We start from the raw sequence: 23,515 nt of genomic DNA, 5'->3' as shown, positions 1-23,515 counted from the left end.
GCGCCGCGGCTCTGCCTTTACGCCTCGCGCAGCAGTGCCGCGAGGTCGGCGTCCACGTCCAGGAAGCGGGGCTCGGCGCCGCGCGGCACCACCAGGTACGCACTCGCCAGGAAGCGCCGGAGATCGGCGGACGCGAACCGGACCATCGCCATGCCGTCGGCGGCGTGGAACTCCAGCATCGTGTGGCGCGGTCCGCAGGGCCAGGCGTGCACGTCGCCGTCCCCGGCCGGGCCCAGCAGCCCCTCCGCCAGCAGGTCGCGGCCGAACGTCCAGCGGACCTCCGCGCCGTCCAGGGAGGCCGCGGCCGGGAAGATCGCCTGTACGGCGAACGGATCGGTGCTCTTGTAGCGCAGACGGGCGAGGACGGCGCGCGACTGCGGTTCCGTCGCGATGAGGCCGGCCTGAACAGCGTGGTCGATGATGTCCGGCATCGTCGGCTCCCTGGTGTCTGTCCGGTGCGGTTCCTTGCCTGTACGACATCTATGACGGCCGCATCGTTACGGCAGTGCACCGGATTTCCGCGTGAGCTGCGTCACGGGCCCCGAGGGAAGCGGACAACCGCTCCTCACACCGACCGCGCACCGCCTCCCGGAGGCAGCGGTCGGGAGCGGGACGCGTTCGCTCTCCGCCGGTTCCCGTACGCACCCCGGCGCCCGGGACGACCGCCGGATACGCCGAACGTACCGGCCGCCGCCACGGACGTGCGTACGCCACTCCGGAGCGTGCCGCGCCGGGGCCGGTCGTACGATCGGTCGCCGCGCCGGTTACGGTCCGTACGAACGGGCCGTACGGTCGGTGACCGGCCCTGCGACCCGGTACCGGTCCTACGACCGGTACTGCTCCACCTGGGACGACGGGCGGACGGCGGCCTCGTCCGGGTTCTGCCCGAACTCGCTCTTGGCGCGCCGCTGCCGCAGCAGGTCCCAGCACTGGTTGAGCTCGCGTTCCAGCGCCGCCAGCTGCTCGCGCTCCTCGTCACCGCCGGTCTCCTCGGTGCCGATGCGCTCGCGCAGCGCCTTCTCGGTCTCCACCATCGCCGCGATACGGGAGAGGATCTCCTGCTGGTCCATGGGTCACTCCTCACTACCGGACAAGCCCCTGGGCCTTTACGGCTCACTGTAGGAAGCGGGGCACCCGGCCGCGATTCGGCGCGGCGGGGCTCTGCCCTGCCGGCCGGGCACGGACCCGCGAGGGGCCGCTGGGCGGCTCTCAGGTGCGCGGGGCGCCCAGCCGGCCTTCGAGGTGCAGCAACAGGTCGGAGAGGGTCGCGGAGAGGTTCCCCAGCTCCTCGCCGGAGAGCCCGGACAGCAGGCTGGACTCGAACGAGAGCTGATCGGGCAGCAGCCGGTCGATCAGCTCGCGGCCCTGGTCGGTGAGGCTGAGGTGGGCGACCCGGCGGTCGCGCGCGTCGGCGCGCCGGGCGACCAGGCCGCGTTCCTCCAGCAGCCGCAGCCGTTTGGTGACGGCGGCGCCCGACGCGAACGTCTCCCGCGCCAGCTGGCCCGGAGTCAGCTCGCGTCCGGTGCGCCGCAACGTGCCGAGAAGGTCGAATTCCGCGCGGGTCAGCCCCTCCTGCACGAGGGGTGCGTCCACCGCCTGCTGGAGCAGCGCGGAGCAGCGGTTGAGCCGTCCGATCACGGCCATCGGCCCGGTGTCGAGACCGGGATGCACCTGCTGCCACTGCCGCAGCACCCCTGCGACGATGTCCTCGGCCACGCTCAGCTCTCCTTCGTCCGCCGTTCTTCCGCGCCCATTCTGCCCACGGGGCGCGTACCCGTGTCGCACGCCGGTGCCGGACCGCCGACGCGGTTGCTTCGTACGCCTGGCGCGTGGGTCGGGTGCGTACGCCTGCTACTGCTGCTGGACCGCTATGCGGCCAGTGTCGGCGCCGTGAGGTGCCGGACCAGGCGGGCGAGGGTGCGGTGGCCGTCGCGCTCGGTGAGGGCGACGCGCTCGGCGGGCAGGGCCCGCTGCCACCACTCGCCGGAGGCGACCTCGACGGCCTCGCGCAGTTCGACCAGTGCCGCGGCGAGCCGGTCGCGGGCCCAGCCCGCCTCGTGCAGCGCTTCGTGTCCCGTCTCGTGTCCCGTCTCGCGCCCCTCCTCGTGTCCGGACTCGTGGTCGTCCGGCAGGGTCGCGAGCACCGCGGCCGCCGCTTCCCGGGCCGCGACGACGCGGGCCACCGCGGCCTCGATGCGGTCGGTGGCGCGCCGATTGGTCACCAGTACGCAGCAGACCAGGCCGATGACCGCGCCGACCACCGTGTCCACCCACCGGTCGCGGACGAGAACGCCCGCGGGCATCGCGTTGCCGAAGGAGGTGAGCAGCAGCGCCATCGGGGTGACGCAGACCGACCCGAGCCAGTAGTTGCGCGGAATCCACGCCTCCGCGCCGATCTGGAAGAGGAGTACCAGCAGCACCATCGCCAGGTGACCGGTGTGGATCACCGGGAGCAGCGCGGTGAAGAGCAGCAGCCCGAGGAGGTTGCCGAGGGCGCGCTGGACGGCGCGCTGCCAGGAGAGCGTGGTGTTGGCCTGGAAGACCGAGGCCGCGGTGACCACCGCCCAGTACGGATGCTCGGAGCCGATGGCCATGGAGGCCCAGCCCGCGAGCGTACAGCCGATCATGACGCGCGCCCCGAGCGGCAACAGCGGCGAACCGGGCCGCAGCTGCTTCAGTACGGGCCGGAAGCCGCGCAGGTGGTCGGGGGAGGGGCGGCGCAGGCTGGCCGCGCCGCGGCCGTTCCGCCCGGACCGGATCGCGGCGCCGTTCCGTCCGGACCGGATCGCGGTCCCGTCCTGTGTCTCTTGTGCCTCCTGGTCGGCGGCGATGCCCGCCAGTTCCGCGGTCTGCCCGGCGTCCAGTGCCACCTCGGGGAGCGGTCGGCCGCGGCGCAGGTCCCGCGCCCAGGCGTCGAAGCGTGCGGCGTCCGCGGCGCGGGTCCCGGCGGCCGGCTCGGCCAGGGCCGATTCGGCGTGGATGAGCAGCCGCTCCAGGCGGGCCCTGGCGGTGTACTTGGCCGCGCTGCGGGCCGGTACGAGGAAGAGCGTCTGCCAGGCGGCGTTGACCGCGGCCGCGGTGGCGTGGCGGGGGCCGGCGGCGTCGGGTGCGGCACGCAGCAGCCCGGCCGCGGCCTCCAGCGCCCGCGCCGTGGCGATCCGCTGCGGCCCCTCCGGCCGTACGAGCCAGGGCGCCATGCACACCAGCCACGCGACGGCGCCGCCCGCGACGGCGAGCAGCAGGTGGAACGGGATCAGGCCGGGCTGCTGCGGCACGAAGAAGGCCGAGGCCGAGATGAAGGTGATGATGAGGTTGCCGGGCGGCCCGATACGGGTCGCGTCGCACATCATCTTGTGCACCGCCGCCAGCGCCGAGGCGATCAGCACGAGCAGCATGGTGGTGCCGATGAAGGCGGAGCTGACCAGGCCGACGGCGAGGCTGGCGATCATGGAAAGGACCACCCAGGCAACGGTCCGGGCGCGCGCCGCGTACGGCTTGTTGTGCCCGTACAGCGCGCACATCGCGCCGGCCGAGGTGTAAAGGACCAGGTCCATCCGGTCCAGGGCGAGCAGCGCCAGATCGGGTACGGCGATGGCGACGGCCGCGCTGAACGCGGGCTTGTGCCAGTGCCGCGTCTCCAGGGGGCGACGCAGCCGCACGGTGCTCTTGACCGGCAGCGGTCGCGTCCGGATGACGCCGTCGCCGCCGACGCGCTGCGTGCCGCTCTTGGCGTGGTTCTTGTGGTTTTTGGTGTCCTTTTGTCTCAGTCGCGTCGATCCAGCATGCTTGCCCATGCTTAAAGATTAGCAGGTGTTTTACTAGTGAAGAATTAGCCGGGAGCCGTGCTGTGCGTCTCCGTCGTCTCCGTCCTCAGCAGGGACGATTCTTGACGTACAGCGCCCGCGGGTCGCGGTCCGTGCCGTAGCGCACGTTCTTCGTCGTGCCCTTCTTGAGCCGGCCGCGCGTATCGGGGCGCGCCGGTACGACGACGGTGTAGCAGGCGGTCCGCTTGTCGCACAGGTTCGTCAGCCGGACGTACCGCTTGTGCTTCTTCGTGAAGTACTTGACCACCTTGACGCACTGCGGTGCCCGCTGGTGCCGGGACGCGGCGGCGGCCGGCTCCGCCGACGCTATTCCGAGCGTCCCGCTCAGCGTGGCGGCAGCGACGACTGCAGCCAGAAATCTACGCATGGGTCCCCCCGTGATCGGTCCACTTGACTATCGCATTTTCCGCGAGCCGGACAAGGGGCACCCCACCCGTACAAGGGAGCACGCTGCGGTACGGGGGGCACGCGGGGCGCCCGGCACGGGAGCACGCCCCCGAGAACGCTCCACCCCCGCTGCGCCCCCCGATCCGCAGCCGGTGACCGGCTACCGGTCGTCGATCGCCGGTCGCCGGTTGCTGGTCGTCGATCGCCGGTCGCCGGTCTTCGGTCGGCTACAGGTGGTCGATCCGCAGGTATCGCAACGCCCGGGCGGTCAGCGCCATGACGTCCTCCGCTCCGTCTCCCCGTGCCCAGTACTCCATCGCCACCGTGATCGCATCGATCAGGGCCGCGGCGAGCAGCCGGGTCTCCATGCTGTCCGGGTCGCCGCCGGTGCGTGGCGCGAGTGCCGGCGCCAGCCGGTCCTGCAGCTCCCGTCCGGCTGCCAGCCAGCGCGTACGCAGTGCCGGTACCGAGCCCATCACCCGGAGCAGCCGCCGCGCCCGGTCCGCGTCCGCCAGGCGGCGCAGGGACACCGAGTCGGCGAACGCCGCTTCGACGGCCTGGCTCAGCGGCTCGTCGGCCGGCCGCGCCGCCAGCTCGTCGGCGAGGCCGCTGACGCTCGACGTGAAGACCGGCGTGAGCGCGTCCTCCTTCGCCGGGCAGTACCGGTAAAAGGTACGCAGCGAGATACCGGCCGCCCCGGCGATGTGCTCGACCGTCGTCGCCTCGTACCCACGCTCGGAGAAGAGCTCCGCCGCCGCCTCGGCAATCGCCATCCGAGTCGCCTGACGCCGCGCTTCATCGATCGACGGCCGCCCCCGCCCCGCTGCCATATGCGTCGCCCCTCTCCCGCCCGCTCCCGCCGTCCGGTGCTCCAGCGCCACCTCCCGGAATCTCGTCACTCTGCCACAGCCCCGACATCACGCCCCTCCTACCGCACCCCCATCTCCCTGTCCCCCTTATTGGCACGCCATGCCATTTAATCTAGGTTGGTCACTCCACTCGCTCGAGGCCGGCGGTGCCGGCAGCGAAGGAGCCACCGACCATGCCCCCTTCCTCGCGCACCTACCTCGTCACCGGAGCGGCCTCCGGCATCGGCGAGGCCACCGCGGCCCGCCTCCGCGCTGCGGGCCACACCGTCATCGGCGCCGACCTGACCACCGAGGCGGCCGGCGTCGCGATAGCGGCCGATCTCGCCACGGAACAGGGCCGCGCCGAACTGGCCGCCCGCGCCCGGGAACTCACCGGCGGCCGGCTCGACGCCGTCATCGCCTGTGCCGGCCTCGCCCACTTCACGCCCGCGACCCTCAAGGTCAACTACTTCGGCGCGGTCGCCACCCTGGAACGCCTGCGCCCCCTGCTCGCCGCCGGCACCGACCCGCGCGCCGCCGTCGTCGCCTCCGTAGCCGCCGTGCACCCCTCCGACCCGGCCATCGTCGACGCCGCCCTGGCCGGCGACGAGGCGGCGACGACCGCGGCGGCGCAGCGCGCCATCGACCGGGGCGAGGGGTATCTCCTGTACGGCTCGTCCAAGGCGGCCATCGCCCGCTGGGTACGGCGCACCGCGGTCACCCCCGACTGGGCGGGCGCCGGCATCCCCCTGAACGCCATCGGCCCCGGCACCGTCCTGACCCCGATGACGGAAGGCATGCTCGCCGACCCCGCCACCCGCCAGGCCGTCGACACCGCCGTCCCGATGCCGCTCCACGGTCACGCCCACCCGGAACAGATCGCCCCGCTCCTGACCTGGCTCACCTCACCCGAGAACACCCACGTGACCGGCCAGCTCCTCTTCATAGACGGCGGCGCGGAAGCCCTCCTCCGCCCCACGTGACGGTTCGCCCCACATAACGGCTTGCCCCACGTGACGGCTGCCCTGGCGGCCGACGCGAGGGCCCGGGCGTAACAGGCCCCGTCGGTCCGCCGCGTCAGTCCTCCCCGTCGGTCCGCCCCGTCAGTCCTCCGCGATCGTGACCGTCTCATGGTGCTGGGACGAGGCGGGGGAGGAAGCGGCTTGCTGGGGCGAGGCGGTGATGACGCGTAGGCCGCGGTCGGTGAACTCCCTTCTGGCGGATTCCTCCGCCCTGTTGTCCGTGATGAACGTGTCGAAGACATCGGCGTCGCCGACCCGGGCGAAGCAACGGGTGCCGATCTTGGACGAGTCGGCGACGACGACGGCTCGCCGGGACCGCTCGGCCATGAGGCGGTTGACGCGGGCCTCCGACTCGTCGTGCACGGTGGCCCCCATCCGCGGGTCCATGCCGTTCGCGCCGATGAACGCGATGTCCAGGGAGATCTGCTGCAGCACCAGCTCACTGAACGGGCCGACCAGCTCGAACGACCGCGACTGTGCGACGCCACCCGTCAGCACGATCTTGATCTGTGGCCGTACGGCGAGTTCGTTGGCGATGTTGAGCGAGTTCGTGACGATCGTCAGGTGCGGCTGCGGACCGGCCTCCGCGAACTCCGGCCGGGTCGCGAGTACCCGGGCGATCTCCGTGGTGGTCGTGCCGCCGCTGAGTCCGACGACATCGCCGCGCTCGACCAGCTTGGCCGCCGCCTGGGCCACCGCCTCCTTGTCCGCCGCGCGATGGGCGTGCTTGTAACGGATGGGCAGGTCGTACGCCACGGAGCTCAGTACTGCTCCACCACGCGTCCGGGTGAGCAGCTGCTGCTCGGCCAGCGCGTCCATGTCGCGGCGCATCGTCGCGGCGGAGACCTCCAGCGCGGTCGCCGCCTCGTCGACATCCACCCTGCCGCGTTCCCCGAGCAGTTCCAGCAGGGCATTCATCCGTTCATGGCGCTTCATGCCAAGACCCTAACCGCCGCCTGTACCCCGCTCGCAGCCGTTGGTGCGTCCGCCTCGGCCTCGGCCTCAGCCTCGGCGTTGGCATGGACGGCGGCCCGTCAGCCGCGGGTCGAGGCCGCGGGTGCGTACTGGCCGGGGAGTGCCGTCGTCCCGCCGAGGACGCTCAGTATTCGGGCCGCCTCGTCGGCGACCGCCGCCCGGGCCGGCTTGATGTACTTCCGCGAGTCCACCAGGTCCGGGTCGCCGGCCAGCGTGCCCCGGAGGGAGCGGGTGAAGACCGAGACCAGGTGCGTCGAGATATTGATCTTCGTCATGCCGGCGGCGATCGCCCGGCGCAGCTCTTCGTCCGGTACGCCCGAGGAGCCGTGCAGCACCAGGGGAACCGGCAGTTTCTCGTGCAGTTCGGCGATGAGCTCCTTGTCCAGTACGGCCGTGCGTTCCCGCATGGCGTGTGACGACCCGACCGCCACGGCGAGCGCGTCCACGCCCGTGGCCGTGACATACGCCAGCGCTTCCTTCGGGTCGGTGCGCACGCCCGGTGCGTGGACACCGTCCTTGCCGCCGACCTCGCCCAGCTCGGCTTCGACGTACACCCCCCGCTCGTGGCACCAGGCGGTCAGCTCGGCGGTGGTGGCGACGTTCTCCGCGTAGGGGAGGGCCGAGGCGTCGACCATCACCGAACTCACCCCGGCCGCGACTCCCTCGTGCACCAGCCGCGGCTGGGTGATGTGGTCCAGGTGCACCGCTGTCCGCGCGGGGGAGGCTTCCGCGAGCGCGAGGGTGGCTCGCGTGATCGGCAGCAGGCTGCCGTGATAGCGGACGCAGTTCTCGCTGATCTGGAGGATGACCGGGATGCCCGTCCGCTCGGCGGCGGCGACCAGCGCCTCGGCTGTCTCCAGGTGGATGACGTTGAACGACACCGCGCCGACCCGTGCCTCGGCGGCGGCCTGGACTATCTCTGACGTGGGGACGAGGGGCATGGAGCCGGCCTCCCTGGCGTAGGGACGGGTGAGGAAAGGCAGTCGGGAACGGCAGTCGGCAACGGCAGTCGGGAACGGCAGTTGGGAAGGCAGCCGGGAAGGCAGTCAGGACAGGGCAGTTGGCGGGGTGCCGCCGAGCATGACCGAGCGGGTGAGGCTGCGGGGGTTGTCGGGGTCCAGGCCGCGGGCGCGGGCGCGGGCCAGTGCCACGCGGTGGATCAGTACGAGGTCCGCGAGCGGGTCACGGTCGTGCGTCACGAACCGGGCGCCGGTCCGGGTGACGTCCTCGGCCAGCCCGTCCGGCGCATCGCCGAAGAGCCAGGTGACGCGGCCGGGGGCGGCGATGGATATCGGGCCGTGCCGGTACTCCATGGCCGGATAGGACTCGGTCCAACTCTGGGCTGCCTCGCGCATCTTGAGAGCCGCCTCGTTGGCCAGGCCGACGGTCCATCCCGTACCGAGGAAGGTGAACTGTTCGGCGTCTATCCACTCCTGTGCGACGGGGGTAGTCAGTGCTTCCTCGGCGTCGCCTATCGCAGCGGAGAGGTCTTCGCCCAGCTGGGCGCGGAGCAGGGCCAGGGCTGTGGTGGCGAAGCGGGTCTGCACGACGGAGCGCTCGTCGGCGAAGGGCAGCGCGACGATCTCGTCGGAGAGCTCCCTCGCCGGGGTGTCCTGGTCGCCCAGCAGGGTCACCGTGGGGATACGGCCGCGGACGGCCTCGAGTATGCGCAGGACCTCTGTCGTGGTCCCGGAGCGGGTGATGGCCACCACCGCGTCGTAGCCGCGGTCGGCGCCCAGGAAGCTCTCGGAAGCGGGGAAGGCGTCGGTGACGCCGGCGCCCTTGGCTTCGCGCAGCGCGGCGTACGACTGCGCCATGAACCATGAGGTGCCGCAGCCGATGACGGCGACGCGCAGGCCGTGCTTCGGCAGCGGGCCGTCCTCACCGCCGAGGCGCGCGGCCTCGCGCCACGTCTGTGGCTGGCTGCTCAGCTCCTGCTCCATGTGCGACGTGCCGGTCATGGTGGTCCCGCCCCTCCGTCAGTCGGTCGATCCCTCTGCCGGTCAGTTGGTCATTGCCGGCCAGCTGGCCATTCAGTCAGTCGGATGGCCACTCGGTCGGATCGCGTTTTGCGCGTTGGCGCTGGCGCGTGGTGAGTGAAAGTGCAATATTCGGCCTCGTTGCAATCAACTGTACGCATGAGCGAGAGGGTGCGCCATCCCTCGTTCGAGTTAGCGGCTGGGGGCGGCGCATGCGAGAGAGGGGTGGGGGGGGCGGGGGGGGGCCCCCGCCCCCCCCCGGCGGGGGGGGGGGGTGGGGTGGGGGGGGGGGGGGGGGGGGGGGGGGGGGGGGGGGGGGGGGGGGGGGGGGGGCGCGCGGGCCCCGCCCCCCCACCCCTCTGTCGGGATCTCGTCTGAGCTCTGTGGTTGTCCGTCCGGTTCCGGGCGTCGTCAGGTGGGCTGCTGCTCCCGGTAGTTCGCCAGGTCGGCGACGGTCTTGGTGGCGGTGAACTCAGTAATCCGGTATTCGCACACGCCGGCCGTGACGAACGGGTCCTCCTGGGTGATCTTCTCCGCGGTGGCGCGGTCCTCGACCGAGGCGAGGATGACGCCGCCGTCGCGGGGCTTCTTGCGGCCCGAGGCGAGGAAGTGCCCGGCGGCGAAGTGCTGCTCCAACCAGGCGACGTGCTCGTCGATCACGGCCTCCACGCGGTCGAGGGGAGCGGTGTAGGTCAATTCGAGTACGAACATCTCTGGAATATAGGACAGGGGGAACGGGTGACGGCGCGGTGGGTCATGGGTCGGACGCAGGGGGCGGGAGCCGGCCGGCAACCGGCCGGAGGGACGGCCGGGTGGTCCGTTCGCAGCAGTGGGTGGGGCGTCGCGTGGCGGGCGGTCGGAGGGCGGCCGAGGATGGAGGCCGCACCTGTCTCCTCACGGTTGGGAACAGCACATGATGCGTCGTCTCACTGTCATGCTCACCGCTCTCTTCGCCGCCGGGCTCCTTGCCACAGGGTCCGCCGTCGCGGCGCCCGCAGACGAACCGGACCAGCTGACCCCGAAGGAGCAGGCGGGGCTGGAGTTCGCCGGCAATGTGCTCGGCGCGCTCTTCGGCGGCGCTCAGCGCTGACGCCTCGCGGCCGGGCCGGCGCCGCACAAGAAGGCGCCGCACAAGAAGGCGCCGCACAGGACGGCGGGCCTCTCAGGGGCCGTTCACCTCATTGGCGATGTGGTGGGCCCAGTCGCGGACGCGGCTCATGTCCTGGTGATCGGCAGCCGGGGCCCGGCCGTCGCCGGGCCAGCCCCGGCCCCGGTCCACGTCCCGGTCCGCCTCCCGGCCCACGTCCCGGTCCGCCGCCGAGCGGTCCAGCAGGCCGCGGAGGTGGCGGACGGGGCGGCTGCCGAACGTGATGTGCCCGCGGGCGCCCGCCCGGTTCATCGCGCGGCTCGCGCCCCGGACCGGCGCCGCGCCGGGCTCGCTCGCCGCGGTACCCGCGGGGCCGCTGCTGAACAGCCAGACCGGGCGGGAGCGCAGCTGCGCGGCGTGCCGGCGGGCGAAGCGGCGGGCGTCGCGGTGCCAGCGGTTCGCGCGGAGCGCGCCGCCGAGTACGACGGCGTCGTACGGGCCCACGCTGACGACCTCCGCCGCCGGGCGCAGTTCGGTATCGAAGCCGTCCTCGCGCAGCACGGCGGCTATTTCCTCCGCGATGCTCTGGGTGAATCCGTCCTTGATGCCGTGGGCGTAGGCGATCAGTACGCGGTACTTGGCCATGGCGCTTCCTGGGGTTCCGGGGGCCGGGCGCCGGAGGCGGCGAGGGACCTGCGTCCGCTGGCCGCCGGGGCGGCGAGGGACCTGCGCCGGCTAGCCGCCGGGGATCTCCTCCGCCTCCCTGTCCCGTACGCGTTCGGCGATGACCGCGGCCTGGATGCGGCGGCCGACCTTGAGCTTGGTCAGGATGGCGGAGATCCGGTTCTTGACGGTCTTCTCCGCGAGGAAGAGCCGGTCGGCGATCTGGCGGTTGGTCAGGCCCTCGCCGATGAGATCGAGGATCTGCCGCTCCCGGGGGGAGAGGCGGGCCAGTTCCGGCGGGCCGGCGGGCGCCACCGGACCACGTACACGGGCCAGGACGCGGGCCGTGGCCCCGGGGTCCAGCATCGACTGGCCGGCCGCCACGGTGCGTATGGCCGTCACCAGGTCGGAACCCTTGATCTGTTTCAGTACGTACCCGGCGGCGCCGGCCATGATGGCGTCGAACAGCGCCTCGTCGTCATCGAAGGACGTGAGCATCAGGCAGGCCAGGCCGGGGAGCGCGCAGCGCAACTCCCGGCAGACGTCGATGCCTTCGTGGTCCCCGCTGTCGGTACTGGAGCCCAGCCGTACGTCGAGCACCGCGACGTGCGGCCGCAGCGCGGGGGCGCGGGCGAGCGCCTGGCGGGCGTCGGCCGCGTCGCCGACGACGGTCATGTCCGGCTCGGCGTCCAGGAGGTCGCGCAGGCCGCGGCGGACCACTTCGTGGTCGTCCAGCAGGAAGACGCGGATGGGGGAGGCGTGCGCACCGCCGGGCTCCGTCATGGTCTCGGCTCCGTCCGTAGTCCTGTCCCGGGCCGTGCCCCCGGGCCGCCCACCCCAGCGTGGTGCACCCGCGCGCCCACCACCATGGGCCGACAAGCCCCATCCGGGACCGGAGAGCCCTCGAACGGGCCGGGGCCGGGGCCGGGGCCGACCCCGGCCGCGCCCGGTCGGGACCCGATAGTGTGGCGGGATCATGACGATCACCGGAACGGTCTCCCGCGACGACGAACTGCGCAACTGGCCCGCCGACGAGGCCGCGGCCCGGGCCGCCCAGGACCGGCTGCGCCACCACGTGGTGCTCGACGAGCCGGGCCCCGAGGCGGACTTCGACGGCACGGTGGCGGGCGTGGACGTGGCGTACGACGACGAGCGGGGCGTCGTCGCCGCGGCGGCCGTCGTGCTGGACGCCCGTACACTGCGGGTCGTCGATCAGGCGACGGCGGTGGGGCCGGTGTCCTTCCCGTACGTTCCCGGACTGCTCGCCTTCCGGGAGATCCCGACCGTGCTCGACGCGCTCGACCGGCTCGCGAGCCTCCCCGACCTCGTGATCTGTGATGGTTACGGGCTCGCCCACCCACGTCGGTTCGGGCTCGCCAGCCACCTCGGCGTGCTCACCGGGCTGCCGGTGATCGGCGTCGGGAAGAACCCGTTCACCTTCACGTACGAGGCGCCGGAGGCGGAGCGCGGCGCCACCTCCGCACTGCTGGACGGGGACGAGGAGGTCGGGCGCGCGCTGCGGACGCGGCGGGGTGTGAAGCCGGTCTTCGTGTCCGTGGGGCACCGCGTCGGGCTGGACCGCGCGTGTGCCCATACGCTGCGGCTGGCGACGAAGTACCGGCAGCCGGAGACCACCCGGGTCGCCGACGCACTGTGCCGCCGGGCACTCGCGGAGGTCTGAGCGTCGAAGAGAGGCCCGCGCCCGGGCGGGCGCGGGCGGGGCTCCCGTTCGTCAGTCCGTCAGCCCTGTTGCTCGACCACCCGGAAGCGCATTCCCGCCTTCGTCAGCCGTTCCGTGAGCGCGTCGCCCATGGCGACCGCGGCCGTCACCTGGCCCGCGGTCTCGGGGAGTTCGTCGTACGCGAGGGACAGGGCCGACTCGGCGAGCATCTTCGCCGTCTCGTCGTATCCGGGGTCGCCGCCCGCGACCTCCGTGACGAGCCGTCGGCCGCCGCCCTCGCCCACGAAGCGGACCTTGAACCAGCTCTTCGCCCGGCGCGCCTCGTCCGGGCCGTCGCCGGGCGCGAGCCGGGCCGACAGCCACCGGCGTGCGGGCGGGAGCTGGGCCAGCCCGGCCGCGACGCCCGCGCCCAGCACGCCTCCGACCGCCACCGGAAGCGACTTGACGCCGGCGTAGTGGCGGTAGCGGAAATCCGGCCCGTACCGCTCCAGTGCGGCCGCCGAGCGGGCGACCATCTGAGGGTCGAGGGTCGGCAGCGGTACGCCCCAGACGCCTTGCTCCCGGGTCGGAGTCCCGGGCGCCGCGCGCACCGTACGGCCCACCGGGCGCGGCTCGACGCGCTGCCGCTCCCGGGCGGCGCGCGCCATGCCGAGCGGGCGGGACATCGCGGTGAGCGCGGAGGCCAGCGTGCCGCCCGAGAAGGTGGCGTTGGTGCGCACGAAGCCGGCCACGCGCAGCGGTACGCCCTCGGGCAGCAGCCCCACCGTGTAGTGCACGCCGAGGTCGTACGGAATGCAGTCGAAGCCGCAGGCGTGCACCAGGCGCGCGCCCGAGGCGAGCGCCGTCGCGTGGTGGCGCAGATACATCCGGTCGACGAATTCCGGTTCACCGGTGAGGTCCACATAGTCGGTGCCGGCCTCGGCGCAGGCCGCCACCAGCGGCTCGCCGTACTTCAGGTACGGGCCGACGGTGGTGGCCAGTACCCGGGTCGCGGTGGCCACTTCGCGCAGCGACTCGGGGTCGGCGGCGTCGGCGTGCAGCAACGGCAGCTCGGCGCAGGCCGGGTGATCCGCGGCGAGTTCGGCGCGCAGCTGCTCCAGCTTCGCCCTGTTGCGCCCGGCCAGCGCCCAGCGGCACCCCTCGGGGGCGTGCGCGGCCAGGTAGGCGGCGGTGAGCCGGCCCGCGAAGCCGGTCGCGCCGAAGAGGACGACGTCGTACGCCCGTCCCGCGGCAGCCTGTCGTCCCATGGTGCGGCCCTTCGCTGTGATCGTGTCGGCAGGTGTCGCACGCTAAGGACGAGTTGTACGTGGCGTCAACACGGCCCTGCGCGCCCTGCGCGCAACGGGGCGGGAAGATGGCCGCTCCGGCCGGCCACGGGGCTCACTCCGTCCGGTCCGCCTCCCGCCCCATGGTCACCCCGCGGACGCCGTCCAGCTCGGCCAGGCGTTCGAGCAGATCGTGAGGGGAGGCGATGCCCTCCAGGCGGAGCAGTACTTCGCTGGCGACCCGGTCGGGTTCTTCCGGCCCGGTCTCGACCTGGACGTCGGTCACCTGGAAGCCGCTGCTCGTGCACATCTCCAGCATCCGGCCGAGCAGGCCGTGCTGGGAGCGGTAGGCGAGCCGGAGTTCGAAGCGCTCCAGGGACGGGGCCATCGACATCCGGTCGGTGATCTTGGGGAAGCCGCGGACGACGAGGAAGTGCACGGCCGTCGAGGCGAGCGCGAGCAGCGGCAGCCCGCCGCCGCAGGCCATGCCGATGGCGCAGGTCAGCCAGATGGTCGCGGCCGTGGTCAGGCCGCGTACGGCGTCCTTCTTCACGAAGATCAGGCCGCCGCCGATGAAGCCGATGCCGGAGACGACCTGCGCGGCGACCCGGGACGGGTCGAGTCCGATGCCCTCGATGCCGGTGACCGCCCCGAAGCCGTGGATCGACACCTCCATGAAGAGCGCGCTGCCGACGCCCACGAGGGTGTGGGTGCGCAGGCCCGCGCTCTTCTGGCGCGCCTCGCGTTCCAGCCCGATGAGGGAGGACAGCAGCAGCGCCATGGCCAGTTCGATGATCTGGCGCCAGCCCTGGCCGGTGGCGGGGTCGAACAGTGCGGCGGCGAGGTGCGAGGAAGGCATCCGGCCATTGTCGCCGCCGCGCGCGAGCAGGCAATGGCGCCGGGGCCCGACCCGCGTGCAAAGCCGCCCGGAAGGGCTTGTGGAAACTGGAACACGTTCTTAACATCTCAGGTGTTACAGCATTGGTGTCACAAGCTGGGGGCGCGATGGCGCAGACAGGGAACGGCCCGCTGAGCGGCGTGCGCGTGGTGGAACTCGCAGGTATCGGGCCGGGCCCGTTCGCCGCGATGCACCTCGCCGACCTCGGCGCCGACGTCGTACGCGTGGACCGCCCCGGCGGCTCCGGCATCGGCATCGATCCGGCGCACGACCTCACCAACCGCGGCAAGCGCTCGGTGCTGGTCGACCTGAAGGCGCCGGAGGGGCCGGGCCAGGTCCTCGACCTGGCCGGGCGCGCCGATGTGCTGATCGAGGGGTACCGGCCGGGAGTCGCCGAGCGGCTCGGCGTCGGCCCCGAGGAGTGCCTGGCCCGCAACCCCCGCCTCGTCTACGGCCGGATGACCGGCTGGGGCCAGGACGGCCCGCTCGCCGACACCGCGGGGCACGACATCGGGTACATCGCGCTCACCGGCGCGCTCGGCATGACCGGCACCGCCGACGGCCCGCCCATCGCCCCCGCCAACCTCCTCGGCGACTACGCCGGCGGCTCGCTGTACCTCGTCATCGGCATCCTCGCCGCGCTCCAGCACGCGCGTACCGAAGGCGGCGCGGGACAGGTCGTGGACGCCGCGATCGTCGACGGCACGGCCCACCTCACCACCATGATCCGCGGCATGCTGGAGGCGGGCGCCTGGCAGGACCGGCGCGCCGCCAACCTCCTGGACGGCGGGGCGCCTTTCTACGGCACGTACGAGACGGCGGACGGCGGCCACATGGCCGTCGGCGCACTGGAGCAGCGGTTCTACGCCGAGTTCCTGCGGCTGCTCGGCCTGGCGGACGAGGTGCCTGCGCGGGAGGACTTCGCCCAGTGGGGCGCGCTGCGTACGGCCATCGCCGACCGCTTCCGTACCCGTACGCGCGAGGAGTGGACGGCCGTCTTCGACGGGTCCGACGCGTGCGTGGCGCCCGTGCTGTCGCTGCGTGAGGCGCCGGAGCATCCCCATCTCGCGGCCCGCGGCACCTTTGTCGAACACGCCGATGTCACCCAGCCCGCGCCCGCGCCGCGCTTCTCGCGCACGCCCGGTTCGGTGCGCGGCGGCCCCGCCCTGCCCGGCGCGGACACCGAAGCGGTGGCCCGTGACTGGGACGTCCCCGCCCTGACCACCACCGCCCGTCCCGATCGCCCCGGAGACGGCACCGAGGAAGGCCCGCAACGATGACCCAGCCGACGCAGATGGCGCGCCAGATCTTCACCGAGGAACACGACGCCTTCCGCGAGACCGTGCGCACCTTCCTCAAGAAGGAGGTCGAACCGCACTACGAGCAGTGGGAGCGGGACGGCATCGTCAGCCGGGACGCCTGGCTGGCCGCCGGCCGCCAGGGGCTGCTGGGGCTCGCCGTGCCCGAGGAGTACGGCGGCGGGGGCAACGCCGACTTCCGCTACTCCGCCGTCCTGGCCGAGGAGTTCACCCGGGCGGGCGCCGCGGGCCTGGCCGTCGGCCTGCACAACGACATCATCGGCCCGTACCTCACCTCGCTGGCCACCGAGGAGCAGAAGCGGCGCTGGCTGCCGGGCTTCTGCAGCGGCGAGATCATCACCGCCATTGCGATGACCGAGCCGGGCGCGGGCTCCGACCTCCAGGGCATCAGAACGACCGCCGAGGACCGCGGCGACCACTGGATACTGAACGGCTCCAAGACCTTCATCTCCAATGGCATCCTCGCCGACCTGGTCGTCGTGGTCGCCAAGACGACCCCCGAAGGGGGCGCTCACGGACTCAGCCTGCTGGTCGTCGAGCGCGGTATGGAGGGCTTCGAGCGGGGCCGGAACCTCGACAAGATCGGGCAGAAGGCCCAGGACACCGCCGAGCTGTTCTTCAATGACGTGCGCGTGCCCAAGGAGAATCTGCTCGGCGAGCTGAACGGCGCCTTCATCCACCTGATGACCAATCTCGCGCAGGAGCGGATGGGCATAGCGGTGGCCGGCATCGCCGCGGCCGAGCACCTGCTGGAGATCACCACGCAGTACGTCAAGGAGCGCGAGGCGTTCGGGCGGCCGCTCGCCAAGCTCCAGCACATCCGCTTCGAGATCGCCGAGATGGCCACCGAGTGTGCGGTGACCCGCACTTTCCTGGACCGCTGCATTGTCGACCACTCGGCCGGGCAACTGGATGCCGTACACGCCTCGATGGCCAAGTGGTGGGCCACCGAGCTGCAGAAGCGGGTGGCCGACCGCTGTCTGCAACTGCACGGCGGATACGGCTACATGAACGAGTACCGCGTCGCCAAGGCGTTCACCGACGGCCGTATCCAGACGATCTACGGCGGCACCACCGAGATCATGAAGGAGATCATCGGCCGCTCGCTGCTCGGCTGACCTGTTACGCACGGCTCACCCTCATCTTGAAAGGCTCCACACCGTGACTTCCGAAGCGTACGTATACGACGCGATCCGCACCCCGCGCGGCCGCGGCAAGGCAGCCGGCGCGCTGCACGGCACCAAGCCGATCGACCTGGTCGTCGGCCTGATCCACGAGGTACGCCGGCGCTTCCCGGACCTCGACCCGGCCGCCGTGGACGACATCGTGCTCGGCGTCGTCGGCCCGGTCGGCGACCAGGGCTCCGACATCGCCCGCATCGCGGCCATCGCCGCCGGGCTGCCCGACACCGTCGCCGGCGTACAGGAGAACCGCTTCTGCGCCTCCGGCCTGGAAGCCGTCAACATGGCCGCCGCCAAGGTCCGCTCCGGCTGGGAGGACCTGGTACTGGCCGGTGGCGTCGAGTCGATGTCGCGCGTGCCGATGGCCTCGGACGGCGGCGCCTGGTTCAACGACCCGATGACCAACTTCGACACCAACTTCGTGCCGCAGGGCATCGGTGCCGACCTGATCGCCACCATCGGGGGCTGGAGCCGCCGCGACGTGGACGAGTACGCCGCGCTGTCCCAGGAGCGCGCCGCCGCGGCCTGGAAGGACGGCCGCTTCAAGCGCTCCGTCGTCCCGGTCACCGACCGCAACGGCCTCACCGTCCTCGACCACGACGAGCACATGCGCCCCGGCACCACCGCCGATTCGCTCGCCTCCCTCAAGCCCTCCTTCGCCGCCATCGGCGACATGGGCGGCTTTGACGCCGTGGCGCTGCAGAAGTACCACTGGGTCGAGGCCATCGACCACGTCCACCACGCGGGCAACTCCTCCGGCATCGTGGACGGCGCGGCGCTGGTCGCGATCGGCTCCAAGGAGGTCGGCGAGCGGTACGGCCTGACCCCGCGCGCCCGGATCATCTCCGCCGCGGTCTCCGGCTCCGAGCCCACCATCATGCTCACCGGCCCGGCCCCCGCCTCCCGCAAGGCGCTCGCCAAGGCCGGCCTGACCATCGACGACATCGACCTGGTCGAGATCAACGAGGCGTTCGCCGCCGTCGTGCTGCGCTTCGTGCAGGACATGGGCCTGAGCCTGGACAAGGTCAACGTCAACGGCGGCGCGATCGCCATGGGCCACCCGCTCGGCGCCACCGGCGCGATGATCCTCGGCACCCTCATCGACGAGCTGGAGCGCCAGGACAAGCGCTACGGCCTGGCCACCCTCTGCGTCGGCGGCGGCATGGGCGTCGCCACCGTCATCGAGCGCCTCTGACCGTCCGTCCCGACCCCTTACGGAGAACGCACCATGAGTGAAGCCAGCACCATCCGCTGGGAGCAGGACGAGACCGGCGTCGTCACCCTCGTCCTCGACGACCCGGGCCAGTCGGCGAACACGATGAACGACGCCTTCAAGACCTCCCTCGCCGCGGTCGCCGACCGCCTGGAGGCCGAGAAGGACAGCATCCGCGGCATCATCTTCACCTCCGCCAAGAAGACCTTCTTCGCCGGCGGCGACCTGCGCGAGCTGATCGCCGTCCGCCCGGAGAACGCCCAGCAGGCGTTCGAGGCGGGCCAGGGCATCAAGCGCGACCTGCGGCGCATCGAGACGCTCGGCAAGCCCGTCGTCGCGGCCATCAACGGCGCCGCTCTGGGCGGCGGTTACGAGATCGCGCTCGCCTGCCACCACCGCGTCGCGCTCGACACGCCCGGTACCAAGATCGGCCTGCCCGAGGTCACCCTCGGCCTGCTCCCGGCCGGCGGCGGCGTCGCCCGTACGGTACGGCTGCTCGGCATCGCCGACGCGCTGCTGAAGGTCCTCCTCCAGGGCACTCAGTACAACGCCACGCGCGCGAAGGACAACGGGCTGATCCACGAGGTCGCCGAGACGCCCGAGGACCTGCTCGCCAAGGCGCGCGCCTTCATCGACGCGCACCCCGAGTCCCAGCAGCCCTGGGACGTCAAGGGGTACAAGATCCCCGGCGGCACGCCCGCCAACCCCAAGTTCGCCGCGAACCTCCCGGCGTTCCCCGCCAACCTCAAGAAGCAGCTGAACGGCGCGCCGTACCCGGCCCCGCGCAACATCCTCGCCGCGGCCGTCGAGGGCTCGCAGGTCGACTTCGAGGCCGCGCAGACCATCGAGGCGCGGTACTTCGTGGAGCTGGTCACCGGCCAGATCTCGAAGAACATGATCCAGGCGTTCTTCTTCGACCTCCAGGCCGTCAACTCCGGGGCCAACCGCCCGAAGGGCATCGAGGAGCGCAAGGTCACCAAGGTCGCCGTGCTCGGCGCGGGCATGATGGGCGCGGGCATCGCGTACAGCTGCGCCAAGGCCGGCATCGAGGTCGTGCTCAAGGACGTGTCCGCGGAGGCCGCGGCCAAGGGCAAGGGCTACTCGGAGAAGCTGTGCGCCAAGGCCGTCTCCCGGGGGCGTACGACCCAGGAGAAGGCGGACGCGCTGCTCGCCCGCATCACCCCGACCGCCGACCCGCAGGACCTGGCGGGCTGTGACGCCGTCATCGAGGCGGTGTTCGAGGACACCGCGCTCAAGCACAAGGTGTTCCAGGAGATCGAGGGCATCGTCGCGCCCGACGCGCTGCTGTGCTCCAACACCTCCACCCTGCCGATCACCGGCCTCGCCGAAGGCGTCCAGCGCAAGCAGGACTTCATCGGCCTGCACTTCTTCTCGCCGGTCGACAAGATGCCGCTGGTGGAGATCATCAAGGGCGGGAAGACCGGCGACGAGGCGCTGGCCCGCGCGTTCGACCTGGTACGCCAGATCCGCAAGACCCCGATCGTGGTCAACGACAGCCGCGGCTTCTTCACCTCCCGCGTCATCGGCCACTTCATCAACGAGGGCGTGGCGATGGTCGCCGAGGGCGTCGACCCGGCCTCCGTCGAGCAGGCCGCGGGCCAGGCCGGCTACCCGGCCAAGGTGCTCTCCCTGATGGACGAGCTGACCCTCACCCTGCCGCGGAAGATCCGCGACGAGACCCGCAAGGCGATCGAGGAGGCCGGCGGCAGCTGGGCGCCGCACCCCGCCGACGCGCTGATCGACCGCATGGTCGACGAGTTCGGGCGGCCGGGTCGCAGCGGCGGCGCGGGCTTCTACGAGTACGACGAGGACGGCAAGCGGCAGGGCCTGTGGCCCGGGCTGCGCGAGCACTACACCAAGCCCGATGTCTCGATCCCCTTCAAGGACATGCAGGAGCGGATGCTCTTCGCCGAGGCGCTGGACACCGTGCGCCTCTTCGAGGAGGGCGTGCTGACCTCGGTCGCCGACGCCAACATCGGCTCCATCTTCGGCATCGGCTTCCCCGGCTGGACCGGCGGCGTGATGCAGTACATCAACGGTTACGAGGGCGGCGTCGCCGGCTTCGTGGCCCGCGCCAAGGAGCTCCAGGCGGCATACGGCGAGCGCTTCGCACCGTCGGCGCTGCTGCTGGAGAAGGCCGAGAAGGGGGAGACCTTCAAGGACTGACGGCTTACTGGGGGCGGGCCTGCGGGCCCGCCCCTCCCGCGCTCACCGCCCGCCGAACCACTCCCGCAGCTCTTCCTTCATCGACCGCTGAAACGCCGTCACCAGTGCCTGGACGACCAGGGGCTGCATGTCGGCGGAGAGGGACTTGCGCCGGGCCACCTCGGCGGCGTCCGGCCCGCCGTCCTCGTAGGCGGCCCCGACCTCGTCCCTGAACAGCCGGCTCAGTTCCCGGGCCGCCGAGCGGGTGTGCTCCAGTACGACCGAACGGGCCGCGAGGATGGTCTCCAGCGCGATCGGCACGTCCAGCAGCCGCACCCCCAGCTGCAGGAGCCCCGGATCCACCTGGAAGACGTCCGCCTCCTCGGTGCGCACCAGTACGCTCATCGCGGCCAGCCGGTCCAGGTCCTGGTCGGTCAGCGACCGGCCCACCCGCCGCTCCAGCTGCGCGAGCGTCTGCTCCTCGGCCCGGTCCGGGAGCCAGCCGGCGACGAGGGCGCGGTGGATGGCGAGGTCCTGGGCGCTGAGGTCGGGCGGCAGCTGGTCCAGGTACCGTTCGATCGCCGACAGTGTCATGCCCTGGTGCTGCAGCTCTTCGATGAGCGCGAGCCGGGAGAGGTGGTCGGCGCCGTACCGGCCGACGCGGCGCGGGCCGATCTCCGGCGGTGGGAGCAGCCCGCGGGTGCTGTAGAACCGGATCGTACGGACCGTGACACCGGCCCGGGCGGCCAGCTCGTCGACGGTCAGGCTCAGGTCGGCAGCGGACTCGGCGGACTCCATCATGTTGGACAGTATTGCTGTCTCACCACTGATGTCACCACTCCTGCGGATGAGAGAGCCCCGATCACCTTCCGGCCCGCTGCCCCCTTCAGTAGCATCCACTGCTCGGTACAGAGCTCTTCGGGGGACGCATGCTCGAACTCAGCGACGACCCGTTCACCGTCCGGGTACTGGTGATCGGGCCGTCCGGATCAGGCAAAACGGTCTACCTCTCCAGCCTCTTCAAGCGCCTCCAGGTGCAGAGCAGCGCCGCGATCTTCCTGGAGTGCTCGCAGGCGACGCGCATCGAGCTGATGGAGATCTACCGCCAGGTGCGGGACCGCGAGGAATGGCCCGCCTCGACGCGCGTGTACAACGGCCGCGAGTACACCTTCGACTGCAAGACCCGGCGGAATGCCACGAATCACTCGGTGCTGCGCATCAAGTACCTGGACTACGCGGGCGAGCTGCTCACCGAGGCCACCCAGGACGACGCGGCTTCGCGGGCCCAGGAGGAGCTGACCGAGCGGCTGGTGGCGGCCGACACGGTGCTGTGCCTGCTGGACGGGCAGTACGTGCGCGAGCTGCTGCGGGGCACCGACGAGGGCCTGGACCACTTCCACCACGAAATGTCGATGATCTTCGGGCTGCTGCAGTCGGCGGAGAAGCCGGTGCACTTCGTGATCACCAAGTGGGACCTGATCGCCGGATACGCCGGTACGGAAGCGGACTCGCTGGCCGCCGTCCAGGAGGCGCTGTGCGGGATAGAGGAATTCGCGCACCTCGTGGGGAACGTCGCGATGGCGGGGAACGAGTACGCGCCCGCCGTCCGGCTGCTGCCCGTCAGCTCGGTGGGCCCCGACTACGCGACGCTGGAGCCGGACGGCCGGATGCGCAAGCACCCGGGCGCGGTGCCGCACCCGCAGTACGTCGAGGTCCCGTTCCTCGCGATCCTGCCCGACATCTTCTCCTCCATCCTCGGCCGGCTGGACGAGGCGACCCGCCGCCAGCTGATCCGCGAGATCCAGCGCAGCACCGCCCTGACCGCCGCCGAGCGGATCAAGTGGCTGAGCGGCACCCTCAGCGCCCGGCTCAGCAAGGCCATCAGCGGCGTCCTGGGCGCCGTGGTGGGCGGCAAGAAGCTGGACAAGGTGAGCGAGGCTGCGGTGGAGATGTTCGCCAGCCGGCTCACCGAGCAGGGCGAGCGCAAGATGGGCCTGCGCCAGCAGGAGCTGGGGCAGGTCGACCGGCTCACCGAGGAGGCGGCCTCCGCGCGGCGGATCGCGATGGACCGCATGAACGCCGAGCTCGCCTCCTTCGTGGCCAAGATGCCGGCCTCCGTACTGCGCGACGGCGAGGCGTCGTGAGCCGCAGGGGGTCCCGGGACGCAGGCTGCTGGCCCTTCCTGGTGGCGCGCGGCCGCAAGGTGGGGCAGCGCACGCTGCTCGTGCCGCGCTTCCTGAGCGAGCGCAATCTGTCCGGGCTGCTGCGCGACGCGATCACCGGCAGCCTGACGCAGGCGGGGGAGAGCCGGCACGCGGAGGCGACGCTGCCGGGCGGCGACCGCATCGGGCTCTCGTACCGCATCGTCCAGGCGTCGCCGCCCGGCGCGGACGGGGTGGTGCTGCGCGACCGCAGCGGCCGGCCCATCGAGCTCGCGTACGGCGTGGTCGTCACCGGGGGGTCGGGCGCGCGGGCGCGGCTGTCCGTGGCGGACGCCGACCTGCCGGGGCTGCGCCCGATGGTGCTGGACGTCTTCGCGCGCTTCCTGGAGGACGAGCGGGCGTTCCCGTCGGCGGTCTCCGCGCGGGTGCCGGTGGCGGAGCTGGCCGCGGGGACGGTGCCGGTACCGGAGTCCGGGCAGGCGGCGGAGCCGGCGTCCGCCGCGCCCGGCCGTGAGGACGGCTCCGGCGCTCCGGGAGCGCCCGGGACGGCGGAGCCGGGGGCTGGGGCGGACGGCGGGCCGGGGCAGCCGCAGCAGGGCGACGACGGCTCCGAGGGCGCCGCCGAGGACCGGCTCGGGTTGGTCGGGCGGCTCGTGGCGCTGCTCAGGGGGCCCGGCGGCGGGCTGTGGGCGGTCGTACTGCTGGCGGGCTGGCCGCTGGCGGTGGTGCTGGCGCTGGTACTGATCCTGAAGGACTGAGAGGGCCGTCGGCCCGGTCGCGAAAGGGTCGGGCGAGACTCGCGCCCGAGCCTCTGTGATCTCCTTCACAGACGGATGCCCGCACTT

The 23,515-nt window shown here is 72.2% G+C and carries 24 protein-coding genes; 9 read left to right on the top strand and 15 right to left on the bottom strand.

The genetic code is table 11. From position 1 onward, the window contains the following. Positions 1-17: 17 nt before the first annotated feature. The 6 genes from ACIGXO_RS26625 to ACIGXO_RS26600 form a co-directional block, all read right to left on the bottom strand. Positions 18-431, bottom strand: a complete 414-nt coding sequence (locus tag ACIGXO_RS26625; protein ID WP_031060309.1) for an SsgA family sporulation/cell division regulator — start codon at positions 429-431, stop codon at positions 18-20. A gap of 393 nt (positions 432-824) precedes the next feature. Then, on the bottom strand, positions 825-1,070 hold the full coding sequence (locus ACIGXO_RS26620; protein ID WP_399791734.1) for a DUF2630 family protein: 246 nt from the start codon (positions 1,068-1,070) through the stop codon (positions 825-827). A 139-nt stretch (positions 1,071-1,209) separates the two neighbouring features. Further along, entirely contained in the window at positions 1,210-1,716 is a 507-nt protein-coding gene (locus ACIGXO_RS26615; protein ID WP_399791732.1) for a MarR family winged helix-turn-helix transcriptional regulator, read from the bottom strand. 152 nt (positions 1,717-1,868) lie between these two features. Then, positions 1,869-3,794 (bottom strand): FUSC family protein, encoded by a 1,926-nt coding sequence (locus ACIGXO_RS26610; RefSeq protein ID WP_399791730.1) that lies wholly within the window; start codon positions 3,792-3,794, stop codon positions 1,869-1,871. Between the two features lie 76 nt (positions 3,795-3,870). Next, the gene (locus ACIGXO_RS26605) at positions 3,871-4,191 is read right to left on the bottom strand and encodes a hypothetical protein (RefSeq protein ID WP_399791729.1); all 321 of its coding nucleotides are present in this window, start codon (positions 4,189-4,191) and stop codon (positions 3,871-3,873) included. A gap of 247 nt (positions 4,192-4,438) precedes the next feature. After that, entirely contained in the window at positions 4,439-4,984 is a 546-nt protein-coding gene (locus ACIGXO_RS26600) for a TetR/AcrR family transcriptional regulator (RefSeq protein WP_399791727.1), read from the bottom strand. Between the two features lie 269 nt (positions 4,985-5,253). Between ACIGXO_RS26600 and ACIGXO_RS26595 the strand changes: the two genes are divergently transcribed. Further along, entirely contained in the window at positions 5,254-6,042 is a 789-nt protein-coding gene (locus ACIGXO_RS26595; protein WP_399791725.1) for an SDR family oxidoreductase, read from the top strand. A 120-nt stretch (positions 6,043-6,162) separates the two neighbouring features. Here the strand turns inward: ACIGXO_RS26595 and ACIGXO_RS26590 are convergent, their stop codons facing one another. The 4 genes from ACIGXO_RS26590 to ACIGXO_RS26575 form a co-directional block, all read right to left on the bottom strand. Next, on the bottom strand, positions 6,163-7,017 hold the full coding sequence (locus ACIGXO_RS26590) for a DeoR/GlpR family DNA-binding transcription regulator (protein ID WP_399791723.1): 855 nt from the start codon (positions 7,015-7,017) through the stop codon (positions 6,163-6,165). 98 nt (positions 7,018-7,115) lie between these two features. Next, the gene (locus ACIGXO_RS26585; protein ID WP_399791721.1) at positions 7,116-7,997 is read right to left on the bottom strand and encodes a class II fructose-bisphosphate aldolase; all 882 of its coding nucleotides are present in this window, start codon (positions 7,995-7,997) and stop codon (positions 7,116-7,118) included. Positions 7,998-8,102: 105 nt separating this feature from the next. After that, positions 8,103-9,017, bottom strand: coding sequence for an SIS domain-containing protein (locus tag ACIGXO_RS26580; protein ID WP_399791719.1), 915 nt, complete (start codon positions 9,015-9,017; stop codon positions 8,103-8,105). A 429-nt stretch (positions 9,018-9,446) separates the two neighbouring features. Then, positions 9,447-9,746, bottom strand: a complete 300-nt coding sequence (locus ACIGXO_RS26575; protein ID WP_399791717.1) for a YciI family protein — start codon at positions 9,744-9,746, stop codon at positions 9,447-9,449. Between the two features lie 223 nt (positions 9,747-9,969). On the opposite strand from ACIGXO_RS26575, the gene ACIGXO_RS26570 reads away from it, so the two are divergent. Next, the gene (locus tag ACIGXO_RS26570) at positions 9,970-10,125 is read left to right on the top strand and encodes a hypothetical protein (RefSeq protein ID WP_399791715.1); all 156 of its coding nucleotides are present in this window, start codon (positions 9,970-9,972) and stop codon (positions 10,123-10,125) included. A gap of 72 nt (positions 10,126-10,197) precedes the next feature. Here ACIGXO_RS26570 and ACIGXO_RS26565 read toward each other — a convergent pair whose 3' ends face one another. Next, positions 10,198-10,767, bottom strand: coding sequence for a flavodoxin domain-containing protein (locus ACIGXO_RS26565; protein WP_399791713.1), 570 nt, complete (start codon positions 10,765-10,767; stop codon positions 10,198-10,200). 90 nt (positions 10,768-10,857) lie between these two features. Beyond that, on the bottom strand, positions 10,858-11,568 hold the full coding sequence (locus ACIGXO_RS26560; protein WP_399791711.1) for a response regulator: 711 nt from the start codon (positions 11,566-11,568) through the stop codon (positions 10,858-10,860). Positions 11,569-11,761: 193 nt separating this feature from the next. Here ACIGXO_RS26560 and ACIGXO_RS26555 point away from each other — a divergent pair, with 193 nt between their 5' ends. Beyond that, positions 11,762-12,466: an endonuclease V gene (locus tag ACIGXO_RS26555; RefSeq protein ID WP_399791709.1), complete on the top strand. Its 705-nt coding sequence runs from the start codon at positions 11,762-11,764 to the stop codon at positions 12,464-12,466. Between the two features lie 59 nt (positions 12,467-12,525). Here ACIGXO_RS26555 and ACIGXO_RS26550 read toward each other — a convergent pair whose 3' ends face one another. Together ACIGXO_RS26550 and ACIGXO_RS26545 are read right to left on the bottom strand one after the other, a co-directional pair. Next, positions 12,526-13,713, bottom strand: a complete 1,188-nt coding sequence (locus ACIGXO_RS26550; protein ID WP_399791707.1) for a saccharopine dehydrogenase family protein — start codon at positions 13,711-13,713, stop codon at positions 12,526-12,528. A 133-nt stretch (positions 13,714-13,846) separates the two neighbouring features. Further along, a complete protein-coding gene (locus ACIGXO_RS26545) occupies positions 13,847-14,590 on the bottom strand; it encodes an MgtC/SapB family protein (RefSeq protein WP_399791705.1) in 744 nt (247 codons plus the stop codon). 146 nt (positions 14,591-14,736) lie between these two features. Between ACIGXO_RS26545 and ACIGXO_RS26540 the strand changes: the two genes are divergently transcribed. From ACIGXO_RS26540 to ACIGXO_RS26525, 4 genes are read left to right on the top strand one after another with little or no spacing between them, the layout of a single operon-like run. Further along, positions 14,737-15,909 (top strand): CaiB/BaiF CoA transferase family protein, encoded by a 1,173-nt coding sequence (locus ACIGXO_RS26540; RefSeq protein WP_399791703.1) that lies wholly within the window; start codon positions 14,737-14,739, stop codon positions 15,907-15,909. Between the two features lie 14 nt (positions 15,910-15,923). Next, on the top strand, positions 15,924-17,066 hold the full coding sequence (locus ACIGXO_RS26535; protein WP_399792163.1) for an acyl-CoA dehydrogenase family protein: 1,143 nt from the start codon (positions 15,924-15,926) through the stop codon (positions 17,064-17,066). A gap of 43 nt (positions 17,067-17,109) precedes the next feature. Beyond that, positions 17,110-18,324 carry an acetyl-CoA C-acetyltransferase gene (locus ACIGXO_RS26530; RefSeq protein ID WP_223734244.1) on the top strand — a complete coding sequence of 405 codons (1,215 nt, stop codon included), beginning with the start codon at positions 17,110-17,112 and terminating at the stop codon, positions 18,322-18,324. 33 nt (positions 18,325-18,357) lie between these two features. Continuing rightward, positions 18,358-20,529: a 3-hydroxyacyl-CoA dehydrogenase NAD-binding domain-containing protein gene (locus tag ACIGXO_RS26525; protein WP_399791701.1), complete on the top strand. Its 2,172-nt coding sequence runs from the start codon at positions 18,358-18,360 to the stop codon at positions 20,527-20,529. A 42-nt stretch (positions 20,530-20,571) separates the two neighbouring features. On the opposite strand, the gene ACIGXO_RS26520 is transcribed toward ACIGXO_RS26525, so the two are convergent. Next, positions 20,572-21,309, bottom strand: a complete 738-nt coding sequence (locus tag ACIGXO_RS26520) for a MerR family transcriptional regulator (RefSeq protein ID WP_399791699.1) — start codon at positions 21,307-21,309, stop codon at positions 20,572-20,574. Between the two features lie 128 nt (positions 21,310-21,437). Between ACIGXO_RS26520 and ACIGXO_RS26515 the strand changes: the two genes are divergently transcribed. Further along, positions 21,438-22,652 (top strand): ATPase/DNA packaging protein, encoded by a 1,215-nt coding sequence (locus ACIGXO_RS26515; protein WP_399791697.1) that lies wholly within the window; start codon positions 21,438-21,440, stop codon positions 22,650-22,652. Next, positions 22,649-23,428, top strand: a complete 780-nt coding sequence (locus tag ACIGXO_RS26510; protein WP_399791695.1) for a hypothetical protein — start codon at positions 22,649-22,651, stop codon at positions 23,426-23,428. Before ACIGXO_RS26515 ends, ACIGXO_RS26510 begins: the two co-directional genes overlap by 4 nt. Positions 23,429-23,515 lie beyond the last annotated feature (87 nt).

Source organism: Streptomyces sp. NPDC053542, from assembly GCF_044544685.1.
Classification (GTDB): domain Bacteria; phylum Actinomycetota; class Actinomycetes; order Streptomycetales; family Streptomycetaceae; genus Streptomyces.
Note: the sequence above shows the minus strand (reverse complement) of the source record. Positions and strands in the feature narration are given on the sequence as shown.